The 12,781-nt window shown below is 63.4% G+C and carries 12 protein-coding genes and 4 tRNA genes; 14 read left to right on the top strand and 2 right to left on the bottom strand.

Going from position 1 to position 12,781, the window contains the following annotated elements; translation table 11 throughout:
* Positions 1 to 34 precede the first annotated feature (34 nt).
* The gene (locus NOF55_RS17640; RefSeq protein WP_306412432.1) at positions 35 to 1,213 is read left to right on the top strand and encodes an amino acid aminotransferase; all 1,179 of its coding nucleotides are present in this window, start codon (positions 35 to 37) and stop codon (positions 1,211 to 1,213) included.
* A 109-nt stretch (positions 1,214 to 1,322) separates the two neighbouring features.
* On the opposite strand, the gene NOF55_RS17635 is transcribed toward NOF55_RS17640, so the two are convergent.
* Both NOF55_RS17635 and NOF55_RS17630 read right to left on the bottom strand, forming a co-directional pair.
* Positions 1,323 to 1,397 (bottom strand) — tRNA-Val (locus NOF55_RS17635).
* Between the two features lie 130 nt (positions 1,398 to 1,527).
* Positions 1,528 to 1,603, bottom strand: a tRNA-Val gene (locus NOF55_RS17630).
* Positions 1,604 to 1,962: 359 nt separating this feature from the next.
* On the opposite strand from NOF55_RS17630, the gene NOF55_RS17625 reads away from it, so the two are divergent.
* The 13 genes from NOF55_RS17625 (at position 1,963) to NOF55_RS17565 (ending at position 12,760) form a co-directional block, all read left to right on the top strand.
* Positions 1,963 to 2,039, top strand: a tRNA-Asp gene (locus tag NOF55_RS17625).
* A 45-nt stretch (positions 2,040 to 2,084) separates the two neighbouring features.
* A tRNA-Asp gene (locus NOF55_RS17620) sits at positions 2,085 to 2,161 on the top strand.
* 377 nt (positions 2,162 to 2,538) lie between these two features.
* Positions 2,539 to 2,904 carry an NADH-quinone oxidoreductase subunit A gene (locus tag NOF55_RS17615; protein WP_306412431.1) on the top strand — a complete coding sequence of 122 codons (366 nt, stop codon included), beginning with the start codon at positions 2,539 to 2,541 and terminating at the stop codon, positions 2,902 to 2,904.
* Positions 2,895 to 3,479 carry a NuoB/complex I 20 kDa subunit family protein gene (locus NOF55_RS17610; protein WP_306412430.1) on the top strand — a complete coding sequence of 195 codons (585 nt, stop codon included), beginning with the start codon at positions 2,895 to 2,897 and terminating at the stop codon, positions 3,477 to 3,479. The genes NOF55_RS17615 and NOF55_RS17610 overlap by 10 nt, the downstream gene beginning before the upstream one ends.
* An 18-nt stretch (positions 3,480 to 3,497) precedes the next feature.
* Positions 3,498 to 4,100 (top strand): NADH-quinone oxidoreductase subunit C, encoded by a 603-nt coding sequence (locus NOF55_RS17605; protein WP_306412429.1) that lies wholly within the window; start codon positions 3,498 to 3,500, stop codon positions 4,098 to 4,100.
* Positions 4,097 to 4,531 (top strand): GFA family protein, encoded by a 435-nt coding sequence (locus NOF55_RS17600; protein ID WP_306412428.1) that lies wholly within the window; start codon positions 4,097 to 4,099, stop codon positions 4,529 to 4,531. Before NOF55_RS17605 ends, NOF55_RS17600 begins: the two co-directional genes overlap by 4 nt.
* Positions 4,528 to 5,718, top strand: coding sequence for an NADH-quinone oxidoreductase subunit D (locus tag NOF55_RS17595; protein ID WP_306412427.1), 1,191 nt, complete (start codon positions 4,528 to 4,530; stop codon positions 5,716 to 5,718). Before NOF55_RS17600 ends, NOF55_RS17595 begins: the two co-directional genes overlap by 4 nt.
* Positions 5,719 to 5,904: 186 nt before the next feature.
* A complete protein-coding gene (nuoE, locus tag NOF55_RS17590; protein ID WP_306412426.1) occupies positions 5,905 to 6,990 on the top strand; it encodes an NADH-quinone oxidoreductase subunit NuoE in 1,086 nt (361 codons plus the stop codon).
* Between the two features lie 11 nt (positions 6,991 to 7,001).
* Positions 7,002 to 8,306, top strand: coding sequence for an NADH-quinone oxidoreductase subunit NuoF (gene nuoF / locus NOF55_RS17585; protein ID WP_306412425.1), 1,305 nt, complete (start codon positions 7,002 to 7,004; stop codon positions 8,304 to 8,306).
* A gap of 78 nt (positions 8,307 to 8,384) precedes the next feature.
* Positions 8,385 to 10,466, top strand: a complete 2,082-nt coding sequence (nuoG, locus tag NOF55_RS17580; RefSeq protein WP_306412424.1) for an NADH-quinone oxidoreductase subunit NuoG — start codon at positions 8,385 to 8,387, stop codon at positions 10,464 to 10,466.
* Positions 10,467 to 10,477: 11 nt separating this feature from the next.
* Entirely contained in the window at positions 10,478 to 11,521 is a 1,044-nt protein-coding gene (gene nuoH / locus NOF55_RS17575) for an NADH-quinone oxidoreductase subunit NuoH (protein WP_306412423.1), read from the top strand.
* 1 nt (position 11,522) lies between these two features.
* The gene (gene nuoI, locus NOF55_RS17570; RefSeq protein WP_306412422.1) at positions 11,523 to 12,014 is read left to right on the top strand and encodes an NADH-quinone oxidoreductase subunit NuoI; all 492 of its coding nucleotides are present in this window, start codon (positions 11,523 to 11,525) and stop codon (positions 12,012 to 12,014) included.
* 131 nt (positions 12,015 to 12,145) lie between these two features.
* Positions 12,146 to 12,760 (top strand): NADH-quinone oxidoreductase subunit J, encoded by a 615-nt coding sequence (locus tag NOF55_RS17565; protein WP_306412421.1) that lies wholly within the window; start codon positions 12,146 to 12,148, stop codon positions 12,758 to 12,760.
* The last annotated feature ends 21 nt before the right edge of the window (positions 12,761 to 12,781 follow it).

The raw sequence follows: 12,781 nt of genomic DNA, 5'->3' as shown, positions 1-12,781 counted from the left end.
GCTTCCCCACCAAGGACCAAGCAGGATCGATTGCATGTTTGAAAAACTTCAGGCCCCGCCGCCGGACAAGATTCTCTCGCTGATTTCGGCCTATGCCGAAGACGGCCGCGCCGGCAAGATCGATCTCGGCGTGGGGGTCTATCGCGACGAGACCGGCGCGACGCCGGTTCTCGCATCCGTTCGCGAGGCCGAGCGCCGGCTGCTTGCCGCCCAGACGACCAAATCCTATCTCGGCATGGGCGGCGATCCGACCTTCTGCCGTGTCATCGTGCCGCTGGTGTTCGGGGCCGACGCGCCCGCAGAGCGCATCCGCGCCTTGCAGACGCCCGGCGGTTCGGGCGCCCTGTCGATATTGATGGGCTTTGCCGCCCGCCTTACCAGCCGCATCCATATTCCGGAGCCGAGCTGGGGCAACCATGCCGCCATCGCCCGGCATGTCGGCCTGGAAATCGTCCGCTACCCCTATTTCGATGCCGCGACCGGCAGGGTCGACTTCCCGGCGATGAAGGCGGCTCTCGAACGGGCCGAGCCCGGCGATCTCGTCCTACTGCACGGCTGCTGCCACAATCCGACCGGCGCCGACCTCACGCGCGGCGAATGGAGCGAACTGGCCGGAGTGCTGGCGGAAAGAAAGCTGCTGGCGCTGGTCGACATCGCCTATCAGGGCTTTGGCGACGGGCTGGAAGAGGACGCGTGGGCCGTGCGCCATCTGGCCGGGCTTTTGCCGGAAATGCTGGTCGCATCGTCCTGCTCCAAGAATTTCGGCATCTACCGCGACCGCACCGGCGCGGCCTTCGTGCTCGGCCGGTCGCCGGAGGAAGCGGCGATTGCCGAGGCGCAGCTCATGGCCGAGGCCCGCACCGGCTATTCGATGCCGCCGGACCACGGTGCGGCGGTGGTGCGAATCATTCTGGAGGACGCGGACCTCACCGCCCGGTGGCGGAACGAAGTGGAGACCATGCGCCGCCGGATCGCCGACCTGCGCCGCGGCCTGGCCGAGGCTTTCCGCCGCCGGACCAATTCCGGCGCCTACGACTTCCTGACGGAGAATCGCGGCATGTTTTCGCTGATCGGCGTGACGCCGGAAGAGGCGCTGCGCCTGCGGCAGGAATTCGGCGTCTATCTGGTCGACGACGGCCGAATCAACATCGCCGGCCTGAAGGAAGACCAGATCGACGCCTTCGTCGAGGCGGTCGTCACGGTCAAGGGCTGAGACAATGAAGCCGGCGGAGATATCCGCCGGCTGCCCGGCCGTTCGCAACGGTGTCGCCGGGTTGTCCCGATGCAGGAAATCCGGGCAGTTCACTTCATTTTCAGGGGAATGGTGGGCGATGAGGGATTCGAACCCCCGACTTCTTCGATGTGAACGAAGCACTCTACCGCTGAGTTAATCGCCCTTGTCCTGCCGCAGGGGCAGGAATGAATGTCTCAAGGCCAGCGCGGCTCTTCATAACCGTCTTCGCGGCAAATGCAAGGGGGCACGACGATTTCCGTACCGCTCCCGAAGCATTCCCGAAAGGGCTGGAATGGTGGGCGATGAGAGACTCGAACTCCCGACATCCTCGGTGTAAACGAGGCGCTCTACCAACTGAGCTAATCGCCCTGCGCGCCATGCACGGACCTTTCGATCCGCCGCGTCGGTGGCGGTGATCTATGCGGATCGGTGAAAAACCGCAAGAGGCAATTCGTCATTTTCCGCATTTTTGACGATCGCGTCGGGCGGCCGGTAAAAACGGCGGGCGTGGAAAACGCAGGCATGCAGGTGCGGTGCGGGCGTGCGGGCGCATGGCTAAAGGCTTTCACGGTCCTGCCGCCAGCTCCCGCGCCTGTGGAGACGGGGCCGTTTCTTTTTTGTCGCTGAAAGTCGCTTGACACCAAAAGCCGAACCCCGTAGTTAGCCGCTCATCGAACGGCGAGGCCGCTTCGGCGGAGCGCTCCGGCGCTTCGGATCAGGAATGAAGTGCGGGTGTAGCTCAGTCGGTTAGAGTGCCGGCCTGTCACGCCGGAGGTCGCGGGTTCGAGCCCCGTCACTCGCGCCACTTTCATGATCGGCCTCGAGGAATGACCGTCGTTCGATACGATGCGCGGGTGTAGCTCAGTCGGTTAGAGTGCCGGCCTGTCACGCCGGAGGTCGCGGGTTCGAGCCCCGTCACTCGCGCCACTTCTTCGCGTTTTCCCTCCATGCTTCCCGGAATGGGCCGGGTGCTTTAGGCATGGCCGGTTTCCGGTGTTGCCATGCACGCGGTCGAGGGAAGCTTTTTTTGCGGAAACCGGGGTTATTCACGGCATATTGTTTCTTGTGATTCATTTCGCCGGAAATGCTGCATAGCAACAGTCCCTGGTGTGTTTCTTCAAGACTCCGGAATGGGGCGCTGCTACACTGGACAAGGTCAATTGGTCGAAAAGGCGCCACAATCACTTGCGCGCCGACGCGGCCTGCGCTAACCACGGCTCGTTGCAACACTGTTTTCGGCTTGTCGGTCCGCGTATCCGGCCGGAGGCGCCGCCCGGCGTCATGCGCAAGCAGGGATGAAAAAGATGACTGAATTGCTCAGTTCCTACATTCCGATCGCTATTTTCATCGGTATTGCTCTTGTTATCGGCCTGGCGCTGCTGATCGCGCCTTTCGCCGTTGCCTTCAAGGCGCCCGATGCGGAAAAGCTGTCGGCCTATGAGTGCGGTTTCAACGCATTCGATGACGCCCGTATGAAATTCGACATCCGCTTCTATCTGGTTTCGATTCTGTTCATCATTTTCGACCTGGAAGTGGCTTTCCTGTTCCCCTGGGCGGTTTCCTTCGGCGAACTGGGCTGGTTCGGCTTCTGGTCGATGATGGTGTTCCTGTCGGTTCTGACCATCGGCTTTATCTATGAATGGAAGAAGGGGGCTCTCGAATGGGAGTGATCCAGGGCAATACGACGGTCGTCGCGCCGCAGCCGAAGGGCATCATCGACCCGAACACGGGCAAGCCGGTCGGTTCGGACGATCCCTTCTTCGGCGAGATCAACAACGAGCTTGCCGACAAGGGCTTTCTCGTCACCTCCACGGATGAGCTGATCACCTGGGCGCGCACCGGCTCGCTGATGTGGATGCAGTTCGGCCTGGCCTGTTGCGCCGTCGAGGGGCTGATGCAGGCATCTGGCCCCCGCTACGACCTCGAGCGCTTCGGCGTCGCGCCGCGCGCTTCGCCGCGCCAGTCGGATGTGATGATCGTCGCCGGCACCCTGACCAACAAGATGGCGCCGGCGCTTCGCAAGCTCTACGACCAGATGCCCGAGCCGCGCTATGTCATCTCGATGGGTTCGTGCGCGAACGGCGGCGGCTATTACCACTATTCCTATTCGGTGGTGCGCGGCTGCGACCGCGTCGTTCCGGTCGACATCTACGTTCCGGGCTGTCCCCCCACGGCAGAGGCGCTGATCTACGGCGTTCTTCTGCTCCAGAAGAAAATCCGCCGTACCGGCACGATCGAGCGCTGAGGCGAGGGAAGAAGAGCAATGAGTGAAGCCCTCAACGAACTTGCTTCCTATATCGGCGAAACGGCCGCCGGCCTGATCACGGGCTCCGAAATCCGTTACGGGGAACTGACGCTGACGACCGAGGCGGGCAAGCTGATCGACCTGATCAACTTCCTGCGCGACGACGTGCAGTGCGGTTTCGTCAGCTTCATCGATCTGGCGGGCGTGGACTATCCGCAGCGCGTCAACCGTTTCGACGTCGTCTATCACTTGCTGTCGCCGCGCCAGAACCTGCGCGTCCGCGTCAAGGTGGCGACCGACGAGGCGACGCCGGTCCCCTCGATCATCGGCATCTTCCCGGGCGCCGGCTGGTTCGAGCGCGAAGCCTGGGACATGTACGGCATCCTGTTCTCCGGGCATCCGGACCTGCGCCGCATCCTGACCGACTACGGCTTCGAAGGGCATCCGCTGCGCAAGGACTTCCCCGTCACGGGCTTCGTCGAGGTGCGTTACGATGATGTCGCCAAGCGCGTCGTCTATGAGCCGGTGGAGTTGAAGCAGGAATTCCGCAGCTTCGACTTCCTCTCGCCCTGGGAAGGGACGGAATACGTGCTTCCCGGCGATGAAAAGGCGAAGCAATGACGCGAGAAGGTATGCGAGAGCAGGGGCAATGTCTTTGCGGTGCCGTCCGTTTCGAGGCGCAGGTCGGCGCCCGCGAGATCGGCGCCTGCCATTGCTCGATGTGCCGCCGCTGGTCGGGCGGGGTGTTCCTGGCCGTGGAATGCGAAGAGGTCGAGTTTGCCGATCGGTCGGCGCTCGGGGTCTATTCTTCGTCGGAATGGGGCGAGCGCTGCTTCTGTTCGTCCTGCGGCAGCACGCTGCTGTGGCGGTCGAAGGACGGCAGCCACCATGCGGTGTCGGTGCAGGCGTTCGCCAATCCGTCGGATTTCCGGTTCGTCTCGCAGATTTTCATCGATGAAAAGCCCGATTGCTACTCGTTCACGGAAGCCACGAAGAACATGACCGGTGCAGACTTCATTGCTATGGTCACGTCGGCGGAGTCAAAAGCATGACTGAACATAACGTCCGCAACTTCACCATCAATTTCGGTCCGGAGCATCCGTCCGCGCACGGCGTTCTGCGTCTCGTGCTCGAACTGGACGGGGAAATCGTCGAGCGCGTCGACCCGCATATCGGCCTGCTGCACCGCGGCACCGAAAAGCTGATCGAAACCAAGACCTATCTTCAGGCCGTTCCCTATTTCGACCGCCTCGACTACGTGGCGCCGATGAACCAGGAACACGCCTTCGCGCTGGCGGTGGAAAAGCTGCTCGGCGTGGAAATCCCGATTCGCGGCCAGCTCATCCGCGTCCTCTATTCCGAGATCGGCCGCATCCTGTCGCACATCATGAACGTGACGACCCAGGCGATGGACGTGGGCGCCATGACGCCGCCGGTCTGGGGCTTCGAGGAACGCGAAAAGCTGATGGTGTTCTACGAGCGGGCCTGCGGCGCGCGCATGCACTCGGCCTATTTCCGTCCGGGCGGCGTTCATCAGGACCTGCCGCCGGAACTGGTCGAGGACATCGGCAAGTGGTGCGATCCGTTCATCAAGGTGCTGGACGATATCGAGAGCCTGCTGACCGGCAACCGCATTTACAAGCAGCGTAACGTCGATATCGGCGTCGTGAAGCTGGAGGATGCCTGGGCGCTCGGCTTCTCTGGCGTCATGGTGCGCGGTTCGGGCGCGGCCTGGGACCTGCGCCGCGCGCAGCCCTACGAGTGCTATTCGGAGCTGGAGTTCGACATTCCGATCGGCAAGAACGGCGACTGTTTCGACCGCTACCTGATTCGCATGCAGGAGATGCGCGAATCGGTGCGCATCATGAAGCAGTGCGTGGACCGTCTGCTCGGCAAGGATCGCGTCGGCCCGGTCTCGTCGCTCGACGGCAAGGTCGTGCCGCCGAAGCGCGGTGAGATGAAGCGCTCGATGGAAGCGCTGATCCACCACTTCAAGCTCTACACCGAAGGCTATCACGTGCCGGCCGGCGAGGTTTACGCCGCCGTCGAGGCGCCGAAGGGCGAGTTCGGCGTCTACCTCGTGTCGGACGGCTCCAACAAGCCGTATCGCTGCAAGATCCGCGCTCCGGGCTTCGTGCATCTCCAGGCTATGGAATTCATGTCGAAGGGCCATCTGCTCGCCGACGTGACGGCCGTGCTCGGTTCGCTCGACATTGTGTTCGGCGAGGTGGACCGCTGATGATGCGCGTCGCCGCCTTTCGCGCTCGAAGCCTTCTCTGTCCCGCGACCGCGCGGGCAGTGGGAGAGAGCGCCTTCGGGGCGGCCGGCGTTGAATGTGAAATGTCCAGTCGGAAAGACCGGCGGACAAGCGCTGCATGTGCTATCCATGCAGCCGCGTCCGTTTCAAGATAAGGCGTGAGGAAGAATGTCCGTTCGTCGATTAGCCGAAGAGAATGTCCAGCCCCCGGAGTTCGCGTTCAATGCGGAGAATGCCGCCTGGGCAGAGGCCACCATCAGGAAGTATCCGGAAGGCCGCCAGCAGTCCGCCGTCATCCCGCTTCTGATGCGGGCGCAGGAACAGGAAGGCTGGGTCTCGCGCGCGGCGATCGAATATGTCGCCGACATGCTCGGCATGGCCTATATCCGCGTTCTGGAAGTGGCGACCTTCTACACCCAGTTCCAGATTAAGCCGGTCGGCACGCGGGCCCATGTCCAGGTCTGCGGTACCACGCCCTGCATGCTGCGCGGCTCGGAAGACCTGATCCGGGTCTGCAAGAAGAAGATCCACCACGACCCGCTGACGCCGAACGCGTCGGGCACGCTGTCGTGGGAAGAGGTCGAATGTCAGGGCGCCTGCGTCAACGCGCCGATGGTTATCATCTTCAAGGATGCCTATGAGGACCTGACGCCCGAGCGCCTGGAAGAGATCATCGACGCCTTCGAGGCGGGCAACGGTGCGGACGTTCCCACCGGCCCGCAGAACGGCCGTCATTTCTCCGTTCCCGAAGGCGGGCCGGTGACGCTTCTCGAAGAGGTCGTGCCCGTTCGCACCAATCTCGAAGCGCCGGCGGCCCTGTCGGGCGAGGCTGCGGCCGCTCCGACCAACGCCGCCAAGCCGGTGACGGCCTCGGCGGAAGGCGATACCTCGGTCAAGACGCCGGTGACGGACAAGAATGGCGCTGCGGCCAATGCCAAGGCGGCGGAAACGGCGGCACAGAAGCCGTCCCTCGACGATCCGAATCGTCCGAAGGCTGTCGACAGGCCGGAAAAGCCGGATGATCTCGAACTGATCGCCGGCATCGGCCCGAAGATCGCCGCCACGCTGAACGAACTCGGCATCTTCACCTATGCGCAGATCGCCGCGCTCACGCCGGCCCAGATCGAATGGGTGGATGCCTATGCGAGCTTTCCCGGCCGCATCGCCCGCGACGAGTGGATCAAGCAGGCCGATGCGCTGGCGCGCGGCGGCGAAGAGGAATATGTCCGTGTTTTCGGCAAGAAGCCGCGGTGAGGAGGTAGGGCATGTTGAAGGATCAGGATCGCATCTTTACCAATATCTACGGCCTCAAGGACAAGTCGCTGAAGGGCGCGATGGCCCGTGGCCATTGGGACGGCACCAAGCAGATCATCGAAAAGGGCCGTGACTGGATCATCGACGAGATGAAGGCGTCCGGCCTGCGCGGCCGTGGCGGTGCCGGCTTCCCGACCGGCATGAAGTGGTCCTTCATGCCCAAGCAGAGCGACGGCCGTCCGCATTATCTGGTGGTCAACGCCGACGAATCCGAGCCGGGCACCTGCAAGGACCGCGAAATCCTGCGCCACGATCCGCATACGCTGATCGAGGGCTGCGTGATCGCCGGCTTCGCGATGGGCGCCCACACCGCCTACATCTATGTGCGCGGCGAGTACATGCGTGAGCGCGAGGCGCTCCAGGCGGCCATCGACGAGTGCTACGACGCCGGCCTGCTCGGCAAGAACACCAAGAACGGCTGGGATTTCGACATCTACGTTCACCACGGCGCCGGCGCCTATATCTGCGGCGAGGAAACCGCGCTCATCGAAAGCCTCGAAGGTAAGAAGGGCCAGCCGCGCCTGAAACCGCCGTTCCCGGCGAACATGGGCCTCTACGGCTGCCCGACCACGGTGAACAACGTCGAATCCATCGCGGTCGCCCCGACCATCCTGCGCCGCGGCGCAAGCTGGTTCTCGTCCATCGGCCGTCCGAACAATGTCGGCACCAAGCTGTTCATGGTCTCGGGCCATGTCGAGAAGCCCTGCACCTTCGAGGATGCGCTCGGCCTGACGTTCAGGGAGCTGATCGAGCATCATTGCGGCGGCATTCGCGGCGGCTGGGACAATCTTCTGGCCGTCATCCCCGGTGGCGCGTCGTGCCCGGTCGTCAAGGGCGAGGACATGCAGGACGCCATCATGGACTTCGACGGCATGCGCGAGGTGAAGTCGTCCTTCGGCACCGGCGGCATGATCGTCATGGACAAGTCCACCGACATCATCAAGGCCATCTGGCGCATCGCGGCCTTCTTCAAGCACGAGAGCTGCGGCCAGTGTACGCCCTGCCGCGAAGGAACGGGCTGGATGATGCGCGTTCTGGAGCGCATGGTGACGGGCCACGCGCAGAAGCGCGAGATCGACATGCTGTTCTCGGTCACGAAGCAGATCGAAGGCCACACGATCTGCGCTCTCGGCGACGCTGCCGCATGGCCGGTCCAGGCGCTCATTCGCAATTTCCGCCCGGAAATCGAAAGGCGCATCGACCAGTACACGCACAGGGCGACGTCCGAAGGCGCGGTGCTCGAAGCTGCGGAATAAAGCTGCCCGGCTTCGCGAGCGCCCGGATGGCGGCGCCCGGCCGGGACGGCAAGGAAAATTGAAGACTGAAGGTGGACGATGGCAAAGCTGAAAGTTGACGGTGTAGAGATCGAAGTCCCCGACCATTTCACGCTGCTTCAGGCGGCGGAGGCGGCGGGTGCCGAAGTTCCGCGCTTTTGTTTTCATGAGCGTTTGTCGATTGCCGGCAATTGCCGCATGTGCCTCATCGAGGTGAAGGGCGGACCGCCGAAGCCGGCGGCCTCCTGCGCGATGGGCGTGCGCGACATTCGCGGCGGTCCGAACGGCGAGCCGGCGGAAATCTTCACCAATACGCCGATGGTCAAGAAGGCCCGCGAAGGCGTCATGGAATTCTTGCTCATCAACCACCCGCTGGATTGCCCGATCTGCGACCAGGGCGGCGAATGCGACCTTCAGGACCAGGCGATGGCCTACGGCATCGCCGGCTCGCGCTACACCGAAAACAAGCGCGCCGTCGAGGACAAGTATATCGGCCCGCTCGTCAAGACGGTGATGAACCGCTGCATCCACTGCACCCGTTGCGTCCGCTTCACCACGGAAGTGGCGGGCATTTCCGAACTCGGCCTGATCGGCCGCGGCGAGGACGCCGAGATCACCACCTATCTCGAACAGGCGATGACCTCGGAGCTTCAGGGCAACGTGGTCGATCTCTGCCCGGTCGGGGCGCTGACGTCGAAGCCCTTCGCCTTCACGGCCCGTCCGTGGGAGTTGAACAAGACCGAAAGCGTCGACGTCATGGATGCCGTCGGCTCGGCGATCCGCGTCGATACCCGCGGCCGCGAAGTGATGCGCGTCATGCCGCGCGTCAACGAGGCGATCAACGAGGAGTGGATTTCCGACAAGACCCGCTTCATCTGGGACGGCCTGCGCACGCAGCGTCTCGATCGCCCCTATGTCCGCACCAACGGCCGCCTGCAACCGGCCTCCTGGCAGGAAGCCTTTTCGGCCATCCGCAACGCCGTCGCCGGCGTCAGCGGTTCGAAGATCGGCGCGATTGCCGGCGATCTGGCCTCGGTCGAGGAAATGTTCGCGCTGAAGTCGCTGATGGCGTCGCTCGGCTCGACCAATATCGACTGTCGCCAGGACGGGGCGGCGCTCGATCCGTCGAACGGCCGCGCTTCCTATCTCTTCAACGCCACGATCCAGGGCATCGAGGAGGCCGACGCGCTGCTCATCGTCGGCTCCAACCCGCGCTTCGAGGCGGCGGTGCTTAACGCCCGCATCCGCAAGCGCTATCGCCGCGGCGGTTTCCCGATCGGCGTGATCGGCGAGGGCGGCGAGCTGCGCTATTCCTACGATTATCTCGGTGCCGGCCCGGACTCGCTGACCGATCTCGCCAACGGCAACGGCTCCTTCTTCGAAAAGCTGAAGGCGGCGTCGAAGCCGCTGGTCATCGTCGGTCAGGGCGCACTTGCCCGTCCGGACGGCGCCGCCGTGCTGGCCGCCGCGGCGAAGCTCGCCGTCGATGTCGGTGCCGTTTCCGAGGATTGGAACGGCTTTTCCGTCCTGCACACGGCGGCGTCCCGCGTCGGCGGTCTCGATATCGGCTTCGTGCCGGCCGACCGCTCGCTCGATGCCGCGTCGATCCTCGCCTCGTCGGAAGTCCTTTTCCTGCTCGGCGCGGATGAACTCGACTTCTCTGGCAAGGGCGCGAAATTCACCGTCTATATCGGCAGCCACGGCGATGCCGGCGCGCATGCCGCCGACGTCATTCTGCCGGGCGCGACCTATACGGAGAAATCCGGCATCTGGGTGAACACGGAAGGCCGCGTCCAGCAGGGCAACCGCGCCGGCTTCGCGCCGGGCGACGCCCGCGAGGACTGGGCGATCCTGCGCGCGCTTTCGGATGTCCTCGGCCACAAGCTGCCGTTCGATTCGCTCGGCGCGCTGCGCGCCAGGCTGTTCGAAGCCTTCCCGCATCTGGCGGAGATCGACGAGATCGCTGCCGGTGATGCGCAGGACGTCGCGCGGCTCGGCGGCGCGCTGGGCACGCTCGGCCACGGCGCCTTCGTGTCGACGGTCAAGGACTTCTATCTGACGAACCCGATCGCGCGCGCTTCGGCCGTCATGGCCGAATGCTCGGCCCTGGCTCGCAACAACTTCAAGGCCGCCGCAGAGTAAGGGCAGGGGACATGGATACTTTCTTTTCGACTTATGTCTGGCCGACGCTGATCATGGTCGGGCAATCGCTGCTGCTGATGGTGGCGCTGCTGATCTACATCGCCTATGTTCTGCTGTTCGACCGCAAGATCTGGGCTGCCGTCCAGATGCGCCGCGGCCCGAACGTCGTCGGCCCCTGGGGGCTGTTCCAGTCCTTCGCCGACCTTCTGAAGTTCGTCTTCAAGGAGCCGATCATTCCGGCTGGTGCCAACAAGGGCGTGTTCCTGCTGGCGCCGCTCGTCGCCGTGACGCTGGCGCTCGCCACCTGGGCGGTGATCCCGCTCGCAGACGGCTGGGTGATCGCCAACATCAATGTCGGCATCCTGTACGTCTTCGCGATCTCCTCGCTCGAGGTCTATGGCATCATCATGGGTGGCTGGGCCTCGAACTCGAAATATCCGTTCCTCGGCGCGCTGCGCTCGGCGGCGCAGATGGTATCCTACGAAGTCTCCATCGGCTTCGTCATCGTCACCGTCCTGCTGACGGTCGGCTCGCTGAACCTGACGGACATCGTCTATGCGCAGAAAGACGGCCTCGGCACCATGCTCGGCCTGCCGAACACCTTCCTCGACTGGAACTGGCTCGCCCTGTTCCCGATGTTCATCATCTTCTTCATCTCCGCGCTGGCTGAAACCAACCGTCCGCCCTTCGACCTTCCCGAAGCCGAATCGGAACTCGTGGCCGGCTTCATGGTCGAATACGGCTCGACGCCCTACATGATGTTCATGCTCGGCGAATACGCCGCCATCGTGCTGATGTGCGCGCTGACGACGATCCTGTTCCTCGGCGGCTGGCTGCCACCGGTCGACGTCTGGTTCCTGAACTGGGTGCCGGGGATCATCTGGTTCATCCTGAAGGCGACGATGGTCTTCTTCATGTTCGGACTGGTGAAAGCATTCGTGCCGCGCTACCGCTACGACCAGCTCATGCGCCTCGGCTGGAAGGTGTTCCTGCCGCTGTCGCTGGCGATGGTCGTGATCGTTGCATTCGTTCTCAAACTGACGGGGTGGGCATAAAATGGCCAGTCTCTCCCAGGCAATCAATTCGCTGTTCCTGAAGGAATTCGTCTCTGCCATCGGGCTGACGATGAGCTACTTCTTCCGCCCGAAGGCGACGGTGAACTATCCGTTCGAAAAGGGGCCGGTCAGCCCGCGCTTCCGCGGCGAGCATGCGCTGCGCCGCTATCCGAACGGCGAGGAGCGCTGCATCGCCTGCAAGCTGTGCGAGGCCATCTGTCCTGCCCAGGCGATCACCATCGAGGCAGGTCCGCGCCGCAACGACGGAACCCGCCGCACGGTGCGCTACGACATCGATATGGTGAAGTGCATCTATTGCGGTTTCTGCCAGGAAGCCTGCCCGGTCGATGCCATCGTGGAAGGTCCGAACTTCGAGTTCGCCACCGAAACCCGCGAGGAGCTTTATTACGACAAGGCACGGCTGCTGGAGAACGGCGACCGCTGGGAACGCGAGATTGCCCGCAACCTCGCGCTGGATGCGCCGTACCGCTGATCGAGGCATCGCATGCCGCGCGGGGAGGTTTTTCGCGCGGGAAGGATAACAGGGACGTGCCGGGCCTTCAGGCCCGCGCATGAACCCGAAAGGGCAGGAAACCGCCCGAGGGAAGACGAAAAGGCACCAACATGGGTCTGCAGGCTCTTTTTTTCTATATCTTCGCCTTTGTCGCGGTGGCGTCGGCGCTGATGGTGATTTCCGCGAAGAACCCGGTTCATTCCGTGCTGTTCCTCATTCTGACCTTCTTCAACGCCGCCGGTCTGTTCCTGCTGACGGGAGCCGAGTTCCTGGCGATGATCCTGCTGGTCGTCTATGTCGGTGCGGTTGCGGTTCTCTTCCTCTTCGTCGTCATGATGCTCGACGTCGATTTCGCGGAGCTGCGTGCGGGCGTTCTCAAATATGCCCCGGTCGGCTTCCTGGTCGGCGTCATTCTCGCGGTCGAACTGATCGTCTTCGTCGGCGGCAACGTGCTGTCGCCGGAAGCCGTGAACACCATCACCATGCCCATCCCGCCGCTCACCGAACGGTCGAACACGGCCGCGCTCGGCGACGTACTCTACTCCAATTACGTTTATTTCTTCCAGTTGTCGGGCCTCGTGCTGCTGGTGGCGATGATCGGCGCGATCGTTCTGACGCTCCGTCACCGCACCCACGTCCGGCGCCAGGATATTTCCCAGCAGGTTGCCCGCACGCCGGAAACCGCCGTCGAGGTGGTCAAGGTCAAGCCCGGTCAGGGCATCTGAGGCGAACGAGCGAGGTCAAGG

It is taken from the genome of Ectorhizobium quercum, from assembly GCF_026552795.1.
Taxonomy (GTDB): Bacteria; Pseudomonadota; Alphaproteobacteria; order Rhizobiales; family Rhizobiaceae; genus Ectorhizobium; species Ectorhizobium quercum.
The sequence above is the reverse complement of the archived record's forward strand: the minus strand, read 5'-3'. Positions and strand labels throughout refer to the sequence as shown.

What these genes read in the sequence shown, in the direction of transcription:
- NOF55_RS17610 (WP_306412430.1), top strand. Translation starts at nt 2,895, where the DNA reads ATGGGAGTGATCCAGGGCAATACGACGGTCGTCGCGCCGCAGCCGAAG.
- nuoI (WP_306412422.1), top strand. Translation starts at nt 11,523, where the DNA reads ATGGCCAGTCTCTCCCAGGCAATCAATTCGCTGTTCCTGAAGGAATTC.
- NOF55_RS17605 (WP_306412429.1), top strand. Translation starts at nt 3,498, where the DNA reads ATGAGTGAAGCCCTCAACGAACTTGCTTCCTATATCGGCGAAACGGCC.
- NOF55_RS17600 (WP_306412428.1), top strand. Translation starts at nt 4,097, where the DNA reads ATGACGCGAGAAGGTATGCGAGAGCAGGGGCAATGTCTTTGCGGTGCC.
- NOF55_RS17565 (WP_306412421.1), top strand. Translation starts at nt 12,146, where the DNA reads ATGGGTCTGCAGGCTCTTTTTTTCTATATCTTCGCCTTTGTCGCGGTG.
- nuoH (WP_306412423.1), top strand. Translation starts at nt 10,478, where the DNA reads ATGGATACTTTCTTTTCGACTTATGTCTGGCCGACGCTGATCATGGTC.
- nuoG (WP_306412424.1), top strand. Translation starts at nt 8,385, where the DNA reads ATGGCAAAGCTGAAAGTTGACGGTGTAGAGATCGAAGTCCCCGACCAT.
- NOF55_RS17615 (WP_306412431.1), top strand. Translation starts at nt 2,539, where the DNA reads ATGACTGAATTGCTCAGTTCCTACATTCCGATCGCTATTTTCATCGGT.
- nuoE (WP_306412426.1), top strand. Translation starts at nt 5,905, where the DNA reads ATGTCCGTTCGTCGATTAGCCGAAGAGAATGTCCAGCCCCCGGAGTTC.
- NOF55_RS17640 (WP_306412432.1), top strand. Translation starts at nt 35, where the DNA reads ATGTTTGAAAAACTTCAGGCCCCGCCGCCGGACAAGATTCTCTCGCTG.
- NOF55_RS17595 (WP_306412427.1), top strand. Translation starts at nt 4,528, where the DNA reads ATGACTGAACATAACGTCCGCAACTTCACCATCAATTTCGGTCCGGAG.
- nuoF (WP_306412425.1), top strand. Translation starts at nt 7,002, where the DNA reads ATGTTGAAGGATCAGGATCGCATCTTTACCAATATCTACGGCCTCAAG.